At 63.7% G+C, this 20,910-nt stretch carries 22 protein-coding genes; 11 read left to right on the top strand and 11 right to left on the bottom strand.

Translation table 11 applies throughout. The features are described 5' to 3' along the window. Positions 1-55: 55 nt before the first annotated feature. A complete protein-coding gene (locus HHL26_RS09270) occupies positions 56-1,240 on the bottom strand; it encodes a glycosyltransferase (protein WP_066558750.1) in 1,185 nt (394 codons plus the stop codon). A 111-nt stretch (positions 1,241-1,351) separates the two neighbouring features. Continuing rightward, positions 1,352-1,777: a hypothetical protein gene (locus tag HHL26_RS09265; RefSeq protein ID WP_066561843.1), complete on the bottom strand. Its 426-nt coding sequence runs from the start codon at positions 1,775-1,777 to the stop codon at positions 1,352-1,354. 98 nt (positions 1,778-1,875) lie between these two features. On the opposite strand from HHL26_RS09265, the gene HHL26_RS09260 reads away from it, so the two are divergent. From HHL26_RS09260 to phoB, 7 genes are all read left to right on the top strand, one after another. Next, positions 1,876-3,144, top strand: a complete 1,269-nt coding sequence (locus HHL26_RS09260) for an ATP-binding protein (protein ID WP_066558752.1) — start codon at positions 1,876-1,878, stop codon at positions 3,142-3,144. A gap of 154 nt (positions 3,145-3,298) precedes the next feature. Beyond that, the gene (locus tag HHL26_RS09255) at positions 3,299-4,354 is read left to right on the top strand and encodes a substrate-binding domain-containing protein (protein ID WP_066558755.1); all 1,056 of its coding nucleotides are present in this window, start codon (positions 3,299-3,301) and stop codon (positions 4,352-4,354) included. A 10-nt stretch (positions 4,355-4,364) separates the two neighbouring features. Next, on the top strand, positions 4,365-5,759 hold the full coding sequence (pstC, locus tag HHL26_RS09250; RefSeq protein ID WP_066558757.1) for a phosphate ABC transporter permease subunit PstC: 1,395 nt from the start codon (positions 4,365-4,367) through the stop codon (positions 5,757-5,759). Further along, a complete protein-coding gene (gene pstA / locus HHL26_RS09245; RefSeq protein WP_066558759.1) occupies positions 5,756-7,000 on the top strand; it encodes a phosphate ABC transporter permease PstA in 1,245 nt (414 codons plus the stop codon). Before pstC ends, pstA begins: the two co-directional genes overlap by 4 nt. A gap of 5 nt (positions 7,001-7,005) precedes the next feature. Next, on the top strand, positions 7,006-7,806 hold the full coding sequence (gene pstB, locus HHL26_RS09240) for a phosphate ABC transporter ATP-binding protein PstB (protein WP_269465587.1): 801 nt from the start codon (positions 7,006-7,008) through the stop codon (positions 7,804-7,806). Positions 7,807-7,825: 19 nt separating this feature from the next. Further along, positions 7,826-8,521, top strand: a complete 696-nt coding sequence (gene phoU, locus HHL26_RS09235) for a phosphate signaling complex protein PhoU (protein ID WP_066558761.1) — start codon at positions 7,826-7,828, stop codon at positions 8,519-8,521. A gap of 2 nt (positions 8,522-8,523) precedes the next feature. After that, on the top strand, positions 8,524-9,225 hold the full coding sequence (phoB, locus tag HHL26_RS09230; protein ID WP_066558764.1) for a phosphate regulon transcriptional regulator PhoB: 702 nt from the start codon (positions 8,524-8,526) through the stop codon (positions 9,223-9,225). Between the two features lie 45 nt (positions 9,226-9,270). On the opposite strand, the gene HHL26_RS09225 is transcribed toward phoB, so the two are convergent. Together HHL26_RS09225 and HHL26_RS09220 are read right to left on the bottom strand one after the other, a co-directional pair. Next, complete coding sequence (locus tag HHL26_RS09225; protein ID WP_066558766.1) at positions 9,271-10,239, bottom strand: diacylglycerol kinase family protein; 969 nt, start codon at positions 10,237-10,239, stop codon at positions 9,271-9,273. A 10-nt stretch (positions 10,240-10,249) separates the two neighbouring features. Beyond that, positions 10,250-10,744: a DUF2141 domain-containing protein gene (locus HHL26_RS09220; RefSeq protein WP_066558768.1), complete on the bottom strand. Its 495-nt coding sequence runs from the start codon at positions 10,742-10,744 to the stop codon at positions 10,250-10,252. A 131-nt stretch (positions 10,745-10,875) separates the two neighbouring features. On the opposite strand from HHL26_RS09220, the gene lptF reads away from it, so the two are divergent. Both lptF and lptG read left to right on the top strand, forming a co-directional pair. After that, on the top strand, positions 10,876-12,096 hold the full coding sequence (lptF, locus tag HHL26_RS09215) for an LPS export ABC transporter permease LptF (RefSeq protein ID WP_066558771.1): 1,221 nt from the start codon (positions 10,876-10,878) through the stop codon (positions 12,094-12,096). A gap of 3 nt (positions 12,097-12,099) precedes the next feature. Further along, positions 12,100-13,203, top strand: a complete 1,104-nt coding sequence (gene lptG, locus HHL26_RS09210; protein ID WP_066558773.1) for an LPS export ABC transporter permease LptG — start codon at positions 12,100-12,102, stop codon at positions 13,201-13,203. A gap of 51 nt (positions 13,204-13,254) precedes the next feature. On the opposite strand, the gene HHL26_RS09205 is transcribed toward lptG, so the two are convergent. Then, positions 13,255-14,322, bottom strand: a complete 1,068-nt coding sequence (locus tag HHL26_RS09205; protein WP_066558774.1) for a fatty acid desaturase — start codon at positions 14,320-14,322, stop codon at positions 13,255-13,257. Between the two features lie 155 nt (positions 14,323-14,477). Between HHL26_RS09205 and HHL26_RS09200 the strand changes: the two genes are divergently transcribed. Continuing rightward, entirely contained in the window at positions 14,478-15,635 is a 1,158-nt protein-coding gene (locus HHL26_RS09200; protein WP_066558777.1) for a GNAT family N-acetyltransferase, read from the top strand. An 8-nt stretch (positions 15,636-15,643) separates the two neighbouring features. Here HHL26_RS09200 and HHL26_RS09195 read toward each other — a convergent pair whose 3' ends face one another. Further along, the gene (locus HHL26_RS09195) at positions 15,644-16,564 is read right to left on the bottom strand and encodes a diacylglycerol kinase family protein (RefSeq protein ID WP_066558779.1); all 921 of its coding nucleotides are present in this window, start codon (positions 16,562-16,564) and stop codon (positions 15,644-15,646) included. 67 nt (positions 16,565-16,631) lie between these two features. Here HHL26_RS09195 and HHL26_RS09190 point away from each other — a divergent pair, with 67 nt between their 5' ends. Next, entirely contained in the window at positions 16,632-17,513 is an 882-nt protein-coding gene (locus HHL26_RS09190; protein WP_066558781.1) for a metallophosphoesterase, read from the top strand. Between the two features lie 52 nt (positions 17,514-17,565). Here HHL26_RS09190 and xth read toward each other — a convergent pair whose 3' ends face one another. The 5 genes from xth to bcp form a co-directional block, all read right to left on the bottom strand. Beyond that, on the bottom strand, positions 17,566-18,339 hold the full coding sequence (xth, locus tag HHL26_RS09185) for an exodeoxyribonuclease III (RefSeq protein WP_066558787.1): 774 nt from the start codon (positions 18,337-18,339) through the stop codon (positions 17,566-17,568). A 66-nt stretch (positions 18,340-18,405) separates the two neighbouring features. Continuing rightward, a complete protein-coding gene (erpA, locus tag HHL26_RS09180; RefSeq protein WP_066558789.1) occupies positions 18,406-18,732 on the bottom strand; it encodes an iron-sulfur cluster insertion protein ErpA in 327 nt (108 codons plus the stop codon). Positions 18,733-18,811: 79 nt separating this feature from the next. After that, a complete protein-coding gene (locus HHL26_RS09175) occupies positions 18,812-19,534 on the bottom strand; it encodes a M23 family metallopeptidase (RefSeq protein WP_197672718.1) in 723 nt (240 codons plus the stop codon). 107 nt (positions 19,535-19,641) lie between these two features. Then, entirely contained in the window at positions 19,642-20,451 is an 810-nt protein-coding gene (locus HHL26_RS09170; protein ID WP_066558796.1) for a ferritin-like domain-containing protein, read from the bottom strand. Further along, complete coding sequence (gene bcp, locus HHL26_RS09165) at positions 20,448-20,909, bottom strand: thioredoxin-dependent thiol peroxidase (RefSeq protein ID WP_066558798.1); 462 nt, start codon at positions 20,907-20,909, stop codon at positions 20,448-20,450. The genes HHL26_RS09170 and bcp overlap by 4 nt, the downstream gene beginning before the upstream one ends. Position 20,910: the final 1 nt, after the last annotated feature.

Genomic DNA, 20,910 nt, shown 5'->3' with positions numbered 1-20,910 from the left:
GAGCCTTCGGATGGGAATGTCGCGCCATCCTTAGGACAAAGGAGTAGCCAAGTGCCTAACGCGTCAGGCTATTTTGCGCGATGCCGTTCCATTGCACGCCATCGGTCCGGACGAGCCGGGCAAAGGCGCGCAAATAGGCGTCAAGGGCGCTTTCGACGCAATGCTCCCGTACCGCCTCCCCCAAGCGCGCAGGCGAAACCGGATGCTCCAGCGCCCAGAGGATCGCTTCGGCAAAGGCATCCGCATCGCCCACCGGCACTGGCGCATGCTGGCCCGCAGCAGCCAACGCCGGATGAATATTGGGCGTGGAATCGGTCGCCACCACCCCCGTTCCGCAGCCCAGCGCCTCTATCAGCGTCGCGACCAACCCCTCCCAGCGCGACGGTTGAAGCAGCAGATCGGCCTCGGCCATCAGCGCCGCCAGTTCCGCCTGATCATTCACAAAGCCCAGAAATTCGACCCGCCCGGCTATGTCCAGCCGCTGGCAAAGCGCCTCCAGGTCGCGGCGCAACGGCCCCTGCCCGACGATCTTCAACCGCCAATCGAGATGCCTTAGCCGGGCAAGCGCGAGCAGCGCCGTCGCCTGATCCTTCTGCTCGGCCAACCGCCCGACCATCAGGAAATGCCGGGGCGTCCCCTCCGACCTCGCCTCGCGATCCTGCCGCAACCGTTGCAGCAAGGGGGTGACGGTCGGGCGCGGCAGCAGCGTCACGCGACGGCCCTCCAGCGGCCCGGCTTCAGCCAAGGTCAGCCGGTCCGCCTCACCCATCACGATGGTCATGGCGCTGGCCCGGGCGATGGCGCGAAAACGGCTGCGCCTGACCCAGGCGGACAGCCCCCGCTGGTGCGGGCGGACGATCGGGTTGGAAATGCGGCAAACCGCCTGCGTCGCCGTGCCCAGCGCCGCCAGGGCGCACAGCATGTTGCTCTGATTGCCCGCCGAATAGAGAATATCGGGGCGGTACCGTCGCACCATGGCCGCCAGAGCGGGGAATTGCGCGATCATCGACAGCCGCCGGTTGAGAGGCGGGGCAGGCACCCGGCGCACGGTCAACTGCGGGTCGATCAGCCCGGCCACAGGGCCGTCCACCCGCGTCATCCACAGTTCGACATCCACGCCGCGCATCAGCAGATGATTGGCCAGCAGGATCGCGACCCGATCCAGGCCGCCATCGCTGGGTTCATAGAGATAGATCGCGACCGAACAATTTTGCGTCACCCAATGGGGTGTATGGAACATGGGGTCGCCCTTGCTGCGTCTGACGGGATCGTCGAAGTCTCGACGCCGTCAACGCGGGTGATCCGTAAAAGTTCGGGCCGTAAAAAGTTCGGTCGAAAATCCCGCCTTCGTTCAGCGGGGCATTTGCAGCGATGCGTAGCAGGTAAAGCCGCTCGTGCCGGATTGAAGGCGGCGGATATAGTTCAGATAGGCCTGATTCTGGTCATAGCTGGTGCCGGGCAGACGGCCCCCTCGCAGCGCCTGTTTCACCTGATCGCCGGTAAAGCCCTGCCCGGCGCCGGGGAAGGCGCCCTGCGTGCCCGCCGGCACGACCTGCCCATTGGCGGCGATATAATTGCCCGAACGGCCCTGGTCGGGAACGGGGATCGTACAATTGAGGACCGACGCGGCCGTGTTCGCCAGCGCCGGGCGGATCGATATGATGGCGGATGCCGCGACCGCTCCGCCCATCAGCAACTGACGGCGCGACGGCACGGCAAGGTCCGGTCCGTCGTCCTGCGACTCGGCATTGTTCCGAGGGGGCAAAGGCTCGCTCATGTCATCCTGATCCGCTATCGCGCTTGCCAAACTGTAAAAATTGCACGCTATTGCGACGGTCTTTGCAGCAAATGCGTCAAATTTCCAGCATGGTAACCATGAATCGCCTGACCGCTTCCCAGATCACCGCCTCGCTTGCCGTCCTGCTGCTGGCTACCGGGGGGGCGCTGATGATCGGCGCGGAGCCGCTCGACATCATCCTGCCGGTGCTGGCGGGGCTGGTGGTGCTGATCATCGCGGCGGGAGGCGGCCAGGTCCAGGCGAAAGAGTTGCCCGCAGCGGCTGCGGATGCCACCGACATCATCTCCCATCCCGATGCCCGGAGCCTGCTGGAAGGCATTTCCGATCCGCTGATGCTGATCGAGCGGGGCCGGATCATCTCGGCCAACCGCGCAGCGCAGCGTTTGCTGGGCGCGCATATCGAGGGGGAAGACGCCCGCATCGCCATCCGTCATCCCGCCGCCGCCGAACGGCTCGCCAGCGTGGCGCCGATGGCCGAACCGGTGATGATCGAGCTGGTCGGCCTAGGCAGCCGCGACCAGCGCTGGCAGATGCGGATCGCCCCGGTCGGGGCCAGCGACGGCGACGACACCAAGGTGCGACGTCTGGTCCATCTGGCCGACCATAGCGGCGCGCATGCGGCGGAAAAGATGCGCGTCGATTTCGTCGCCAATGCCAGCCATGAGCTGCGCACGCCGCTGGCGGGGATATTGGGCTTCATAGAGACATTGGCCGACCCCGATCTGGGCAAGGATGACGAAACGCGGCAGCGCTTCCTGAAGATCATGGACGGCGAGGCGCGGCGGATGCAGCGGCTGATCGACGATCTCATCTCCCTGTCCCGCATCGAGGCGGAGAAATATCGCGCGCCCGACAGCGCGGTCGACCTGTCCGGGCTGGTGGCCGAGGTGGTCGGCGTATTCCGCACCAGCCATGGCGAGCGGGGGCGCGAGGTGGAGATGGAGATCGCGCCCGACCTGCCCGATGTGCAGGGCGACCGGGCGCAGCTATCGCAACTGCTCCACAATCTGATCGGCAATTCGGTCAAATATGGGCGCGCAGGCACAACGATCCGCGTGACTTTGAACGAGGGGCCTAGCGGCATGATGCGGCTCAGCGTCGCGGATGAAGGGGAAGGCATCGGCCCCGATCATCTGCCGCGCCTGACCGAGCGCTTCTATCGCGTCGATTCGGGGCGCAGCCGCGCGGTTGGCGGTACGGGTCTGGGCCTCGCCATCGTCAAGCATATCGTGGAGCGGCATCGCGGGCGGCTGGACATCGCCAGCGTGCTTGGCAAGGGCACCACCATCTCCATTCTGCTGCCCCGCATCGCCGTGGAAGAAAAGGCGCTCGCGGCAAAGGCTTGAACAAAAAAAGACAGCGACAGGCCGGGCTTCCGGCCTCATTGTCATAAAAGTGCAATCCAATTGTCACAAAGGCGCGACGTACCGCGGCTACGGCGCATGCCCAGAGGGGGGCGGCGAGAAGCGAATCGCGGCCTTTGACGAAGGAGAATATCCCGTGAAGCATTTCGCTCTGATGGCTGCCACCGCTGCGGCCGCACTCACTCTCGCCGGTTGCGGTCAGCAGTCCGGCGGCGCGGCCGGCGGCACCCGCGACCAGATCCGCGCGGTTGGTTCGTCCACCGTCTATCCCTTCGCCACGGCGGTCGCTGAGATGTTCGTTCAGGGCAATCCCGGCATGAAGTCCCCGATCATCGAATCGACCGGCACCGGCGGCGGCATGAAGCTGTTCTGCGCGGGCGTCGGCGCCCAGCATCCGGACATTGAAGATGCCTCGCGCCGCATGAAGAAGTCGGAGTTTGAGGACTGCCAGAAGAATGGCGTCAAGGACATCATCGAAATCCAGATCGGCGTCGACGGCCTCGCCTTTGCCGAAGCCAAGAATGGCCCCGGCCTGAAGCTGACGCCGAAGATCGTTTATGAGGCGCTGGCCGCCAATCCCTATGGCAAGGGTCCGAACAAGGCCGCGACCTGGAAGGATGTCGACCCCAGCCTGCCCGCCACGCCGATCAGCGTCTTCGGCCCGCCGTCGACCAGCGGCACCCGCGATTCGCTGGCCGAGCTGATCCTGACCAAGGGCTGCGAAACCGACCCGGCGATGAAGGCGCTCAAGGAAAAGGACGAGAAGGAATTCAAGGCCACCTGCACCCGCATCCGCGAGGACGGCAAATATGTGGACTCGGGCGAGAATGATAACCTCATCGTCCAGAAGCTGGGCGCCAACCCCAATGCGCTCGGCGTGTTCGGCTACAGCTTCCTGGAAGAGAATAAGGACACGTTGAAGGACGTCACCATCAACGGCGTCGAGGCAACCTATGAAACCGTCTCCACCGGCACCTATCCGGGCGCCCGTCCGCTCTACATCTATGTGAAGAAAGCGCATATGACCGCGATCCCCGGTCTTCAGGCGTTCCTCAACACCTTTGCGGCCAATTGGGATCCCAATGGCGCGCTGACCAAGCGCGGCATGATCGCGGCGCCGGAAGATGTGCGCAAGGCGAGCGCCGAAACGGTCAAGTCGCTGGCGGTCCTCGACGGCTCCAAGCTGAAATAAGACAGGGAATATGACAGGTCCTGCAATCCTTCTGCTGCTGGCCGGCCTGGGCGCGATCGCCTGGGTCAGCGCCCGCGCCCGCGCGATGCGGCTGCAAAGCGCGGCGCGGGCGTCGGGCCGCCGCGACGCCATGCATAGCCTGCCGGGCTATCATGGCTGGTATGTCGCGCTCTGGACGCTGGTGCCCGCTGGCATTTTCCTGGCGGTCTGGGCGAATGTCGCCCCCGGCCTCATCACGCAGGAAGTGCTGAGCAGCCCGGCCGCGCAGAGCCTGCCCGCCGACGATTTCTCGCGCTCCGCCATTTTGGGCGAAGCGCGGGCGATCGCCACGGGCATGCAGGCAGGGGCGTTCAATCCGCCCTCGCAGGGCTTGGTCGAACCCTATAAGGGCGCTATCGGCAAATATGGTCTGGCGGGCGCAGCCCTTGCCCTCGTGCTGGCCTTTGCCGGTGGCGCCTATGCCTTTACCCGCGTCCGCCCCGATTTCCGGGCGCGCACCCGGGTCGAGCGGCTGGTCATGGCGACCCTGCTGATCGCATCCCTGCTGGCGATCATCACCACTCTGGGCATCGTCGCCTCGCTGCTGTGGGAAAGCTTCCGCTTCTTCTCCATGGTCAACCCGATCGATTTCCTGTTCGGCGCCAAATGGAGCCCGCAGTCCGCCGCGCTCGGCTATGGCAATGACGATGCTTTCGGCGCGGTGCCGCTGTTCTGGGGCACGATCTTCATCGGCGCGATCATCGCCATGGTCGTGGCCATCCCCCTGGGCCTGATGAGCGCCATTTACCTGACGCAATATGCCAGCCCCACCTTCCGCAAATGGATGAAGCCGATATTGGAGGTGCTCGCCGGGGTGCCGACCGTGGTCTACGGCTATTTCGCGGCGCTCACTATCGCCCCTGCCCTGCGCGACTTCGCGGTGAAGATCGGCATTCATGGCGCCTCTTCCGAAAGCGCCCTCGCCGCCGGTTTGGTGATGGGCGTGATGATCATTCCCTTCGTCTCCTCCATGGCCGACGACAGCATCGCCGCCGTGCCGCAATCGATGCGCGACGGCAGCCTGGCCATGGGCGCCACCACCAGCGAGACGATCCGCAAAGTGCTGATTCCCGCCGCCCTGCCCGGCGTGGTCGGCGGCGTGCTGCTGGCGGTCAGCCGCGCCATCGGTGAGACGATGATCGTGGTGATGGCGGCGGGTCTGGCCGCCAACCTTACCTTGAATCCCTTTGCCAGCGTGACGACAGTGACGACGCAGATCGTCCAGTTGCTGACCGGCGACCAGGAATTCGACAGCGCCAAGACGCTGGCAGCCTTCGCGCTGGGGCTGGTGCTGTTCATCGTCACTTTGCTGCTCAACATCGTGGCCCTGCGGGTCGTGAAGAAATATCGCGAGGCTTACGAATGACCGCTACCCGCAACCCCACCGACTGGAAGTCGGATGCGATGCGCAAGCGGATCGCCCGGCGTTATGCCGCGGAGCGCCGCTTCAAGGCGGCGGGTCTGCTGGCCGTCGCGCTCTCCGCCGCCTTCCTTGCCTTCCTGCTGTTCAGCATGCTGGGCAACGGCCTGCGCGGCTTCACCCGGACCGAGATTGCGGTTAAGGTCGACTTTCCCGCCTCCCCGCTGCTGCTCGATCCCAATGCCATCACCGACCAGGCGCTAGCCAACGCGAACCTGCCGATGGTGACGGGCGAGATCGTGAAGAAGGCATTGGGCGCCGATGCCGAGGAGTGGGTGTCGCCCACCGCCTGGACGGTGTTGCGTGATGAGATCAAGGCTGACCCGAAAATCCTGGCGCGGACGGTGACGATTCAGTTGCCCGCATCGACCGCGATAGACCTCGCCGCCAAGAGCAAGGGTTCGCCCGACGCTGAAACAGCGGTAGAGCGTCTCAATAAGGCGAAGCTGCTGACGACCGGCATCAATTGGAGCTTCCTGACCGCGAGCGACGGCACCGATCCGACGCAGGTCGGCATTTGGGGCGCGTTCAAGGGCTCGCTGCTGACCATGTTGGTGACGCTGGCCTTGAGCTTCCCGATCGGCGTCGCCACGGCCGTCTATCTGGAGGAATATGCGCGCAAAAACTGGCTGACCGACATCATCGAAGTGTCGATCAACAATCTCGCCGCCGTTCCCTCGATCATCTTCGGCCTGCTGGGGCTGTCGATCTTCCTCAACTTCCTGCACCTGCCGCGCTCGGCCGCTCTGATCGGCGGCATGACGCTGGCGCTGATGACCATGCCGGTCATCGTCATTGCGGGCCGCAACGCCATCAAATCAGTGCCGCCCAGCATCCGTGACGCCGCGCTCGGCATCGGCGCCTCGCCGGTGCAGGTTGTGTTCCACCATGTGCTGCCGCTGGCCCTGCCCGGCATCCTCACCGGCACCATCATCGGCATGGCCCGCGCTTTGGGTGAAACCGCGCCGCTGCTGATGATCGGCATGCGCGCCTTCATCGCCACGCCGCCGGGCGGGATCACCGACCCTGCGACCGTGCTGCCGGTGCAGATCTTCCTCTGGTCCGACGAAGTCTCCAAGGGCTTTGTCGAAAAGACCTCCGCCGCCATCATCGTCCTGCTGGTGTTCCTGCTCGCGATGAACGGCCTCGCCATCTACCTGCGCAACAAGTTCGAAAGGCGGTGGTAACCGCGATGACAGCCATGATCCATGAACAACAAAGCATGACGCCCGCCGTCGAAACCAAGATGACGGCGCGGGACGTCAAGGTCTTCTATGGCGAAAAACAGGCGATCAAGGGCGTGTCGATCGATGTCGACATGGACAATGTCACCGCCTTCATCGGCCCGTCGGGCTGCGGCAAGTCGACCTTCCTGCGGACGCTGAACCGCATGAACGACACCGTGGCGAGCGCCCGCACCGAAGGCACGATCACGCTGGACGGCGAGGATATCTACGCCGCCAGCATGGACGTGGTGCAGCTCCGCGCCCGCGTCGGCATGGTGTTCCAGAAGCCCAATCCCTTCCCCAAGTCGATCTACGAGAATATCGCCTATGGCCCGCGCATTCATGGCCTGGCCCATGCGAAGGCGGACCTGGACGTGATCGTCGAAAAGTCGCTGCGCCGCGCCGGGCTTTGGGACGAGGTGAAGGACCGGCTGCATGACAGCGGCACGGCCCTTTCGGGCGGCCAGCAGCAGCGCCTGTGCATCGGCCGCGCGATTGCGGTCGAGCCGGAAGTCATCCTGATGGACGAGCCCTGCTCGGCACTGGACCCGATCGCCACGGCCAAGATCGAGGAACTGATCCACGAGCTGCGCGGCCGCTACGCCATCGTGATCGTGACACACAATATGCAACAGGCCGCCCGCGTGTCGCAGCGAACCGCCTTTTTCCATCTGGGCGAGCTGGTCGAATATGGTGTGACGTCCGACATCTTCACCAATCCGCGGCAGGAGCGGACCAAGGATTACATCACCGGGCGCTACGGCTGAACCGGGGGAGAAAAAGACAATGGCAGAACATACGATCAAGGCGTTCGACCAGGAAATGGACAAGCTGCGCGGTCTGATCGCTGAAATGGGCGGTCGCGCGGAATCGGCCATCGAAAAGGCGATGCTGGCGCTGCAACGCCATGACAAGGAACTGGCGGCGGAAGTCGTGGCCGAGGACAAGCGCATCGACGCGATCGAGGCGGAAGTCGAAAAGCTGGCGATCGAGATCATCGCCCTGCGCGCGCCCATGGCGAACGATCTGCGCGACGTGATCGCCGCGCTGAAGATCGTCGGCGTGGTCGAGCGCATCGGGGATTATGCCAAGAACATCGCCAAGCGCGTTCCGCTGATCGCCGCCAACCAACGCACGCAGGAGCCGATCGCGCTTCTTCCTTCCATGGGCCAGGTCGCAGGCGAGATGGTGCAGGATGCGCTGAACGCCTTTGCCGCGCGCGATGCGGACCTGGCCGTCGCGGTGGTAGAGCGCGATACGGTCGTGGACGATTTCTACAACAGCGTCTTCCGCACGCTCGTCACCTTCATGGTCGAAAATCCCAAGACGATCAGCGAATGCGCGCATCTGCTGTTCATTGCCAAGAATATCGAGCGCATCGGTGACCATGCCACCAATGTCGCGGAGATGGTCTATTATGCCGCGACCGGCCAGACCCTGCCCGACCGCGAACGCGGCGGTGCGCAGAGCCAGGAGGACTGAGCATGGCCCGGGCCAAGATGCTGCTGGTGGAAGATGACGCGGCGCTGGCCGAACTGCTCATCTGGCACTTCAAGCGGGAGGATTTCGAGGTCGCGCACACCGTCGACGGCGAGGAAGCGCTGCTGCTGGCGCAGGAAAATGTGCCCGACATCGTACTGCTAGACTGGATGGTCGAAAGCCTGTCGGGGATAGAGGTCTGCCGCCGGTTGCGGCGCATGAACGGCACGGCGAACGTGCCGATCATCATGCTGACGGCGCGTGGCGAGGAAGAGGACCGGGTGCGCGGTCTGGAAACGGGCGCGGACGATTATGTGACCAAGCCTTTCTCGCCCCGCGAACTGGTGGCGCGCGTCGGCGCGGTCCTGCGGCGCGTGCGTCCGGCGCTGGCGGGGGAAACGCTGACCTTCGCGGATGTCGAAATGGACACGGTCGGGCACAAGGTCCGCCGCGGCGGGCAGGTGATCCCGCTCGGCCCCACCGAGTTCCGGTTGCTCAAGCATTTCCTGGAGCATCCCGGCTGGGTCTTCTCACGCGAGCGTTTGCTCGACAGCGTGTGGGGGCAGGACAGCGATATCGAACTGCGCACGGTGGACGTGCATATCCGCCGCCTGCGCAAGGCGATCAACGCGGATGGGCGCCATCATGACATCATCCGCACGGTGCGGTCGGCAGGTTATGCGCTGGATACGGATGGAGTAGCCTAGGACGGCCGCTGCGGGTGCTTCGTGAACGCACCCATCCGGCTGGGCTTACGCGGCCAGGCGCAGGAAGGGCACGGGTTCGGTCGAGCGCAGGACGATCGGCTTGCCTTCCGACGCCTCGAACAGTTCGCCGTCCAGAATGACGCTGCTGTGGTCCCCTTCGATGCGGATCACGTCGCCCTGTTCCAGATGGATGCCCTGCATCTGCGCCTTCCCCACCCGGTTGGTGACGCTCGCCCAGACGAGACGCAACAGCGCGGGCAGGTTCTGGTCGACGGCCATCAGTTTCATATTGCCGCGCCGGCTGTCGCCCGGCTGTACGCCCAGCAACAGCTTCTCCAGCGTCGTCACGATCAGCACCGCGAAGCGTCCGGCCAATTGCCCGTCACGAATCAGCGAGATGCGCACCGGATGGCTCGATTGCGGCAGGAATCGGGCACGAACGCCGAACAGCAGCGACACGACAACCGCCAGCGCCGTCAGGAAATGGCTGAGGCCGTTGGACAGGCCCAGCGGATAGATCTGGTTGCGGCAATAGAGCATGTAATCGGCCAGTCCCGCGCCCCCTAGGAACATGCCCAGCACCGGCCTGCTTTCCGCCTGCCCGTCGGAGAGCGCGATCAATTCCCGCGCCACAACATGATCGTCGACGCCCGCCTTGGCGATCTGGACGATCCTTTCCAGCGCCTTGATCGGATCGCCATGAATGCCAAGGTCGAGCGCGATCAGGTTGGTCTTGCCGTTGGGCAGCACCGCGATCGGCGGCACGCGGCCCTGGAAATGCTCGCCCTGATAGAGTTCCGTCAGCGCCGCCTGCACCGTGCCGTCGCCGCCGTTGATGACGATGACGACGGGATCGACGCGGGCGATGGTCTGGAGCGCCCGGCCGATCTGGTCGACATGCTCCACTTCATAATGGAAGATGTCGGGGTTGCTGGCGCAATAGCTGCGCACGCGCGGAAGCGTCTGCCGGTTGCCCGTGGATTTGGGATTGGACAAAAGGGCGACGCGGACCATGCTCGGGGGATCACATATATTTGAGGTTGATGGTGATTTTCGTCACGCCCGGACCGGCATAGAAGGCCGCCTTTTCGACCCCCGGCTTGCCCAGGTTGAAGATGTTGATCGACGGATTGTTCGAAAAGCCGCCGCCGTCGCGTGAAATGTCGGTCTTGCCATTGCCGTCGCGGTCGTGGCGCACGGCGATGCCATATTTGCCCGGCTGCGGCACCGGCATACAGAAACGCATCTCGCCATTGCTGGCCCTGACCGGCACGTCGATGCGGCCCAGCCATTGGCCCTTGGCCAGCCAGGCCGCCTTGGTCGCGGGATAGGATTGCACACGCACCGTCCCGGTCGCGGCGGAAAAACCGCGCACGTCGACCAGAACCGCCGGCCCCTTGGCCGAAGCGGAACAACGATCCAGGTCGTTGCCAATCTCCATGCCATGGGCGATTGCCGGGGCGGCGGCGAACAAAGCCCCCACCGACATCAGACCCAATGCAACTTTGAACATGACCATCCAACTCCGTGAAGCTATAGCCGCCCGTTGAAACCGGACGGCGAGCCCCTGTTCGCCCCGCAAATCGACCTGACTCGCATATGGGGGGGGTTTGCGGCCAAATCATGGTGATGGGACGACCACATAGAGAAATGCTGACAGCCACCGACAGATATCTCGCCCGCCTGATCGCCTTGCCCATGTTGGGAACGCTGGTGATCTCCGCGATGCTGCTGGTGCTCGACAAGATGCTGAGCCTGTTCGACTTCGTCGCGGCGGAGGGCGGACCGGTCAGCGTCGTGTGGCGCATGCTGGCCAATATGATGCCCGAATATCTGTCGCTGGGCATTCCCATCGGCCTGATGCTGGGCATCCTGCTGGCTTTCCGGAGGCTTGCCATGTCTTCCGAACTGGACGTGATGCGGGCGGTGGGGCTTTCCTACGGCCGGTTGCTGCGCGTGCCCTATATGTTTGCGATCGCGCTGGCTCTGCTCAATTTCGGCATTGTCGGCTTCGTTCAGCCGCTGTCCCGCCACGCCTATGAGGCGCTGCGTTTCGAGCTGCGTTCAGGGGCGCTGGGCGCGTCGATCAAGGTGGGCGAGTTCACCAATCTGGGCAAGCGCATGACCCTGCGGATCGAGCGCAGCCTGGACGAAGGCCGCAACCTGCAAGGGATTTTCGTCCGCGCCGTGGGCAAGGATGGACAGACCGTCGCGGTGACGGCGGCACAGGGCAGTTTCCTGGCCACCGACGATCCCGACACCATCATCTTCCGCCTGCGCGACGGCGTGCTGGTCAATGACGCGCCCAAATATAAGTCACCGCGAATCCTGTCCTTTTCCAGCCACGATCTGCCGATCGACCTGCCGCAGATCGAGAAATTCCGTGGGCGCGACGTGGATCGGGAAAAGACCATCCCCGAACTGGTGGTGATCGGCCATGATCCGGGCACGCCCGTCAAGCTGCGCAACGAGATTCGCGCCAATTTCCATTTCCGCATGGTCGAGGTGGCGATGATGCTGCTGTTGCCGCTGGCCGCACTGGCCTTCGCCATCCCGCCCAAACGATCCACGTCGGCGCTGGGCGTGTTCCTGTCGATCGTGTTCATCGTGACCTATCACAAGGTCAACGAATATGGGCAGGGCGTGGGGTCGCTGGGCAAGATCGACCCGATCATCGCTTTGTGGGCGCCGTTCCTGCTGTTCGCGGGGCTGATCCTGTGGATGTACCATGTGATCGCGCATCGGCCCGGAGGCCAGCCGATCGCCGCGCTGGAATATGCCTTCGCCAAGATCGCCAAGCAGGTCTTCCGGCTGCTGGGCCGTATTCGGCGGCGGCCAAGGGTGCAAACCATGGCGGAAGGAGCCGTCTGACCCATGCATCAGCTCAATTTCTTCCCGTCGCGTCAGCTTAGCTGGTACATGGCGCGGCTGTTCCTGACCCGGACCTTCGCGGTGCTGGCGATGCTGGTCGCTGTGCTCCAGACGCTCGATCTGCTGGGCGAATCGGGGGACGTCCTGGCCTATGCAGGCAATGGCGACGCGCAGCTCTGGCATTATGTGGCGCTGCGGGCGCCGCAGATCGTGGCTCGCTTCCTGCCCTTTTCCGTGCTGCTCGGCACGCTGATCATGCTCGCCAGCCTCAACCAGAACAGCGAGATCATCTCGATGAAGGCGGCGGGGCTGTCCGCGCACCAGATATTGGCGCCATTGCTGGCCGCGGCGCTGGGCGTGGCGCTGATCAGCTATGCCTTCAACGAGAGGATCGTGGCCCGCTCCACCGCCCGGCTTTCGGCCTGGCAGGCAGTGGAATATGGCCCCCTGCCCCCCGAAACCGGCATCAAGGCCAGCCCCTGGGTGCGTGACGGCAATAATCTGGTGACGGCAGCGATCGTCGCCGGTCGCGGCACGGGGGTCCAGCTACGCAAGGTGGAGATTTTCAACCGCATCAACAATACGCTGACCACCATCGTCCAGGCGCCCAAGGGCCATTATGATCCCGCGAGCAAAAGCTGGGTGCTGGAGGGGGCGCGGCAGTTCGACGTGGCAAGGGGGACCGAGCGGCAGATCGGCACGGTCCGCTTCGGCCATGATATCCGCCCCGATCAGTTCACTCTGGCCAAGGTCGATCCCGATGCGCTGACCTTCAGCCAGTTGCAGGCGGCGATCAGCGACCTGCATGACGCGGGACGCCCTACGGCGGAGCTGGAGGGAAGCCTGTGGCACAAGCTGTCGGGGCCTTTGTCCGCGCTGCTGATGCCGATATTGGGGTCCGTGGCAGCGTTCGGACTGGCACGTTCGGGGCAATTGTTCGTGCGCGCCGTGATGGGGATGGCGCTGGGCTTCGCCTATTTCGTGGCGGACAATTTCTCGCTCGCCATGGGGAATTTGGGGGCTTACCCGCCCTTTTTGGCGGCCTGGGCGCCGTTCCTGCTGTTCCTGCTGGTGGGTGAGACGGTGCTGTTCCGGACGGAAGAATGAAAATCCGGTGACGTGCTCCCGCCAAGGCAGGAGCACGGAAACGCTGAACGTCTAGCGGCGCACCATCGTCGAGCGGGCAATCTTGCCGACCAGCGGCCACATGCCGGGGTAATTGCCCTTGTGATAGGGAGAATCGCTCGCCAGCGTCGCCACCAGCCGCTTATGCGCTTCGCCCAGCGCGTGATAGGGTACGCTCGGCAACAGATGGTGCAATGCATGATAGCGCAACCCCACCGGCGCCCAGATCGCGGCGAAGGGCGACGGCGGCGGAACATTGACCGAGTCCAGATATTGCGCGGTCACGGTCATAGCCTCGCCCTCATTTTCCCAGAGATGCGCGACCAGCGTGCGGAGCTGGTTGATGACGGTCATGGCTGAATGCACCGCCATATAGATGAGCAGCGGCTTCCAGCCGAAGGCGAAGACGCTGCCGATCAGCGCCAGCGCGAAGAGGGACGCGCCCGCTTCCTGCCAGGCCCATTGGCGGGCGAACTCCCCCTCCGGCGCGCGGCGGCGATAGGCGGGATTGATCGAGAGAGCGGAAAATTCCGCCACCACCTTGCGGCGCAGCGGCGGGATGATCAGGCTGAGCGGCGTCAGCACGCCGAAACGCAGGATCAGGCCGACCGGCGCCAGCGCCGCCACCAGGATGAACAGCGGCAGCGACCAGGGCTTCATCAACGCCAGCGGCAGATATTCCGGATCGTTCGCCGTACCGTAACGGGTGCGCGCATGATGCTGTGTGTGCACGTCTTCATATAGGAAGGAGGGGATCATCAGCGGAATGCCGACGATCAGGTTCCAGCCGAAGCGAAAGCCCGGCAGGGCGCCCTTGCGGATATGGGTCAGTTCATGGATGAAGCTTGCCGCGCGATAAAGCGCCAGCATCGCCACCAGCCCGAACGCCACCGCCAGCGCGGCATCACCGGTCAGGATCGCTCCTGCCAACGCGGCATATCCAAAGAGGGCCGATGCCAGCATGTCGGGCCAGTAAATGGAACGCCTGGCCGTCGACAGCTCGCGCGTCAGGTCGGCCGCGGCGCGCAGCATCGCCGCATCGTCGGGGATCGTGCTTTTCGTCCGCGACGCGGCTGCAATAAGGGGGTCGTGCACAGTCATGCCCTGGTTCCTAAGGGGTAAATGCGCTGCAATTGGGGCAACAACATGACGATTTCGTCCTGTTGGGCCATCCGATCATGTCCCGATTGACATTCTCCAAACAAGCGACGAACTGCTCTGGGACTAACCCAAATCTCTCCAGCGAAAGCTCCGCCGTGGCCAATCAAGAACTGGTGATTACTCCTGTCATGTCCAAGGCCGACCGCAAGGCTTTTGTCGACCTGCCCTGGCGAATCTATGCCCATGATCCCAATTGGGTTCCGCCGTTGAAGGATGAGGTTTACAGCCTGATAACGCCGGGCAAGAACCCCTTTTTCAGCCATGCGGAGGCACAATATTTCCTCGCCCGCCGGGGTGGCAAAGTGGTCGGGCGCGTGTCGGCGCATCTTGATCGTCTGGCGCTTGCCCAGCCGTCCGAGCAAGGCATGGGGCCGGGCACCGGTAATTTCGGCCTGTTCGAGGCGGAAGATGCGGAAGTCGGCGCGGCGCTGATCGCGACGGCGGAGGGCTGGCTGCGGGCCAAGGGGATGACCCGTTCGCTTGGGCCGATCTCGCTGTCGATCTGGGAGGAGCCGGGCCTGCTGATCGAAGGTTTCGACCATAAGCCCACGGTGATGATGGGCCATGCCAAGCCGGAATATCAGGCGATGGTCGAGGGCGCGGGCTACAGGCCGATCAAGCAGCTCAAAACCTATGAGCTGGACATCACCCGGCCGTTCCCGCCGCTGATCCAGCGCATCGTCCAGTCGGGCGAGAAGAATGAACGCATCCGCATCCGCAAGGTCGACAAATCGAAATTCGACAGCGAGGCGGCGATCATCCTTGCCATATTGAACGACGCCTGGGGCAATAATTGGGGCTTCGTGCCGATCACCGATGAAGAGGTGGCGCATTTCGGCAAGCAGTTGAAGCCGATCGTGTTCAACGACCTCATCATGATCGCGGAGCTGGAAGGGGAGCCGGTGGCCTTCATGATGACGCTGCCCGATCTCAATGAGGCGATAGCGCCACTCAACGGATCGCTCTTTCCCTTCGGTTGGGCGAAGCTGCTCTGGTGGCTCCGGAAGCCGCAGGTGCGGACCATGCGCGTGCCGCTGATGGGCGTGGTGCAGCGGCTGCAATCGTCCCGCATGGCGAGCCAGCTCGCCTTCATGATGATCGAATATATCCGCCGCAACGCGACTGCGCATTATGGCGCGACCCGTGGCGAGATCGGCTGGGTGCTGGACGACAATCAGGGCATGAACGCCATTGCCGATGCGATCGAAAGCAAGGTGAACAAGGTCTATCAAGTCTACGAGAAGGATTTGTAAGGCGCGTCTCAGCCCTGTCCGCGGGAGGGGGATGACCGTGCCTGGGGCACGGCTACATCCACCGCTCCCGCCGCGATCTTCACCGTCACGGGCGTCTTCGCCAGCACTTCTCCATCGATGGAAATGCGCTGTGGCGGCACCGTCTCCACCCGGAAGGATTTTCCGCGAAATTCCTCCGTATGCGCATCCCTGTCGCGCAGCTTGAAGAATTTGGCATACCAGTCCCAGGCGAGCCGCGCATGACTGCGTCCCACCACCGCCTGGATCACGATCTCGCCCGTGTCCACATCGGCCTGATCGGACAGTTCTACCCCGCCATGATAGGGGCCGTTCAGGATGCGCACCTCCGTCGACCACATCCTGCGCTGATTGGTCCCATCGTCCAGCGCGAGCCGAAAGGCGCGAAAGCCTATGGAGCATTTGACCGCCCAGAGCAGATAGCCGATCCGCCCCAGATAGCGCTTCAACCTGTGCGGCACCGTTTCCCCGATCTTCGGTGACAGCCCCAGCGACGCCGCATTCACGAAATAATCCTGATCGATCATGCCAAGGTCGATCCGCCGCCGCCGACCGCCGGCAATGGCCGCCACCGCTCCCTTCAGATCGAGCGGAATGCCGAGCGTCCGCGCAAAGCTGTTCGCCGTGCCGAGCGGCAGGACGCCGAAGACGCAATCCTTGCCCACCAGTTCATCCACCGTTCCGGACAGTGACCCATCGCCGCCGCCGACGATCACCATCGGCGCGCCCTTCGCCACCGCTTGCCCCACGGTCTCCTGCAAGCGGTCCGGCTCCTTCACCGCATGCGCGGCGATCAGGCGCAGGCCCGCCTGCTCCAGCAAGGTTTTGGCGTCCTTGAACAGCGCTTCCCCTCGGCGGGAATGCACATTGACGATCAGCACCGCCTCTTGCGGCAAGGATTTCATTTCCATGCCTCAACAACGCCCCAATGCGCGGCAGGGTCCGAAACCAATATCGGCCCGCGCTCGTTCATGACTCATGGCCCGCATCGCTCACCTGTCCGACATCCATTTCGGCGCGCATGATCCCAAGATCGTTGCCGCGACCGAAGCCTGGCTGCAACAGCATCAGCCCGGCCTGGTCGTCATCAGCGGCGATTTCACTCAGCGCGCCAAACGCGACCAGTTCCGGCACGCCAGCGCCTGGATCAATCGGCTGCGCGCGGCGGGCATGAAATTGCTGGTCATTCCGGGCAATCATGACGTGCCGCTTTACAATCTTGCCCGCCGCTTCGGGGCGCCGCTGCGTCGCTACAAGCGGTATATCAGCAATGATCTTTGCCCCTTTTACGAAGATGACGAGATCGCGATTCTGGGCCTCAACACCGCACGGTCGCTGACCATCAAGGACGGGCGGATCAATCATGACCAGATGCGGCTGCTGAGGGACCGTTTCGCGCGCGTGACGGCGGAGAAGACGCGTATCCTCGTCACCCATCATCCGCTGTTCGCCATGCCGATCGGCAAGGGCGGGGAGTTGAGCGAAGCCGTCGGGCGCCATGAAGACGCGGTGCGGGCGGCGGCCGAGGCGGGAATCCACATCGCGCTGGCGGGGCATTTCCATCGCACCTATGCGGAGGCGGCGCAAAAGATGGTGGCCCATGCCGGAGCGGCGCTGGTGATCCAGGCGGGGACGGCGACCTCCACCCGGCTGCGCAATGCCGAGCCGCAGAGCTTCAACTGGCTGCATGTCCACCGCCATGACGAGATCGAATTGCAGGTGGTGGTGTGGGATGGCGCCAGCTTCCAACGGGGGCACCATATCGCCTATTTTAAACGGAACGGCGCGTGGATCGGACTGGATATGGTCGATCCTGGGGCATTGCCTGGTATCCAGGTGGCAGAGAAGGCGCGGGTTTAGGGATGCGTTGGCTATGCCGCCCTTCGGGGCGCTGGGATGACGATGCCGAAACCTACTCGGTCAGTTCCACCCAGGTTGGGGCATGATCGCTGGCCTTCTCCCGCCCACGGAAGTCCTTGTCGACCTGGGCGTCGATCAGCCGGTCGGCGGCGGCGGGACTGAGCAGCAGATGATCGATCCGGAACCCAGCATCGCGCGGCCAGGCGTTCATCTGATAGTCCCAATAGGTCCATAGCCCGCCCGCCGGATGCCGCGATGCTATGGCGTCCGTCCAGCCATCGCCCAGCAAGCGGCGATAGGCGGCACGGCTTTCCGGCTGCATCAGCGCATCGTCCGCCATGGCCTTTACCGAATAGACGTCCTTGTCACGCGGGATGACATTGTAATCGCCCGCGAGGATCGCCGGCACTTCTTCCGCCCAGATTTCCGCCGCACGGGTCCGCAGCCGCTTCATCCAGCGCAGCTTGTAATCGAATTTCGGTCCCGGCTGCGGATTGCCGTTGGGCAGGTAGATGCTGGCGACGCGCAGCCCCTTCACATCGGCCTCGAGATAGCGGCTATGCTCATCCTCCGGCTCGCCTTCCAGACCCCGCCGCACTTCCACCGGGGTTTCGCCGCGAGCCAATATGGCGACGCCGTTGAACCCCTTTTGCCCATGCCAGATCGCGCCATAGCCGATATCTTCGATGTCCTTGACCGGGAAGGTGTCGTCGGAGGTCTTGATTTCCTGAAGGCAGGCAATGTCGGGGCGGGTTTCGTCCAGCCATTCCAGCAGACGCGGCAGGCGCGCCTTGATCCCGTTGATGTTGAAAGTGGCGATGCGCATGGACGAAATCTCCTTGCGCGCATCCCTAAAGAGGATGAGTGCCCTCCGGCAAGGGCAGTGCGGCGATTAAACCGAAAAGCTGGTGCCGCAACCGCAACCGGCAGTGGCATTGGGGTTCGTCACCTTAAACGCCTTCCCGCCCAGATCGGAGACGAAATCGACCGCCGAGCCCCGCACCAGGTCGATGCTGACATCGTCGACCACCAGCGTCACGCCATCCCGCTCGACCGTGACGTCATCGGCCTCCACCATATCGGCCAACCCAAAACGATATTGAAAACCCGAACAACCGCCCCCCTCCACAGCCAGGCGCAAGATGGCGGGCTTGCCTTGCTTGGCGGCAATAGCGGCAACGCGGGCCGCGGCAGAAGGAGTCAGATCGATATCGGTCATGCCGCTTAGATAGGATCAAGCAAAAGGCCCGGCAAGCTTTCGCGGACCGGGCCTTTGAAAAGGGAGACGGAATGTCCGATTATTCGGCGGCCTTTTCCTGGGCCTTGGTCGGGCCACCCATGGCGATAGGCGGCTTGGTGTTCATCGCCACCAGATAGTCCGGTCCGGCGACGAAGGGGATCGGATTGATCGCCTGACCGTCCACGCGCACTTCATAATGCAGGTGGCTGCCGGTCGAGCGGCCCGTCGAGCCCATCAGGCCGATCAACTGGCCGCGATGGACATAGGCGTTGGGCGATACCAGCAGCTTCGACATATGGCCGTAGCGCGTTTCCATGCCGCCGCCATGCGAAATCTGGACCAGATTGCCATAACCGCTGGCCCAGCCGGCGCGGCTGACGATGCCGTCGGCGGTCGCGTAGATCTTGGTGCCGAGCGGACCCGGAATATCGATGCCCTTATGCATCCGGGCGCCGCCGTTGAAGGGGTCGGAGCGGACGCCGAAGTTGGAGGTCAGGGAGAGTTTCTCGACCGGACGCCCCGAAGGGATGTAGTTGGCCGACTTGGCCTGGCCATCGAGCCGCTGAAGGCTGGAGAAGAGATTGGAAAAGCCGACATCGGCCGGACCGAGCGCGCTGGTGTTGATTTCCGACGCGTCCCCATAGGGATCGTCTTCGTCCGCCTTGGCCTGGGCAGGCACTGCGGCGCAAAGCGCTCCCGCCATGCCGGCTGCGCCAGCAATTTTAAGGACAGAACGGAACCATCGCGCAGCGCGCGCATTATCAGAATGAAGAACCAACATGCCGACCCCGACTATATGACCGGAGGCTTTTGCCTCTCGGTTCTCCCCACGTTAACCAAAATGCGGCTGATGCCGCCCCCGCTGTCATCAAGAGGACATGTCCCGACTCATAGTGCAAGCGGAGTGTAAAATTCCCGCGTTAAACCGGCTTGTCGGCGCGCCGAGTCGTTGAACGGAGGCTTCAACGCACCACGAAAGTGGCGTTTCACAAGGATTTGGTAATGATTTGCGGGGTTCACGCCCAATCGCTTCGTCGCGTGGCCGAACCATGTCGTCCCGGCCGCGACGTGCCGAATCTCATCTGTCATGATCCGGCGCAACATGCGTGCGGAGACTTCGTCCCCCGCCCCCTCAAACCGCTCTATGGTGGCGGGCGTGATGTCGAGGGCACGCGCTTCAAGCACCATCGGCACGATCGCGAGGCGCGCGAGCGCATCATGCGCCGTCTCGCTGGCCGCCTGCCAAAGGCCGTCATGTGCGGGCAGTGCGCCGTAAGAACTGCCAAGCTGCCGCAGCCGCCGGTCCAGCAGCGCGAAATGCATCGCTTCATCGGCGCCGACCCGCATCCACTCCTCAGTAAATTCCGGCGGAAACTCCGCCCCGAAGCGTCCGATCAGGTCGAAAGCGAGGTCAATTGCGACGAATTCGATATGAGCGAGCGCGTGGAGCATCGCGATCCGCGCCCGTTCGGAGCCGATCTTGCCACGCTTGGGCATTTGATTGGGCGGCAGGAGTTCGGGCTTTTCCGGCCGGGCGGGCCGGTCCGGCATCGCGACGTCAAAGCGGTGCGCCAGCCGCCCCAGCCGCCAGTTCCGCGCTACCGCCCGCGCCGTCATCAGCTTCGACACGGGATCGGGCGTCAACAGCACATGCGCGCAGGCCGCGCCCACGCCCTCAATGGAAGCGGGCAGGGTCAAAGCGCTTTTGCCGCTTCCAGCACCTCGGCAGCATGGCCCTTGACCTTCACTTTCGGCCAGACGCGCAGGATATTCCCATCCGCGCCCACCAGAAAGGTCGCCCGCTCTATGCCCATATATTTGCGGCCATAGAGCGATTTTTCGACCCAGGCGCCGAAGGCTTCGCACATCTCGCCCGGCTCGTCCGAGGCGAGCGTGACGGTCAGGCCATATTTATCGGCAAATTTCTTGAGCTTGGCGGGCTTGTCCTTGGACAGGCCGACCACCGGCACGCCCAATGCCGCGAAATCGGCGGACAGCGCGGTGAAATCCTTCGCCTCACTGGTGCAGCCGGGCGTATCCGCCTTGGGGTAGAAATAGACGACCAGCGGCTTGCCCCGATAGCGCGACAGGGTGAAGTCGGCGCCCTCGGCATCCTTCAGCACCACTTCCGGGACAGCATCACCCACGTCCAGCATA

The sequence above is a fragment of the Sphingobium sp. TB-6 genome (assembly GCF_012927365.1).
Taxonomy (GTDB): Bacteria; Pseudomonadota; Alphaproteobacteria; order Sphingomonadales; family Sphingomonadaceae; genus Sphingobium.
Note: the sequence above shows the minus strand (reverse complement) of the source record. Positions and strands in the feature narration are given on the sequence as shown.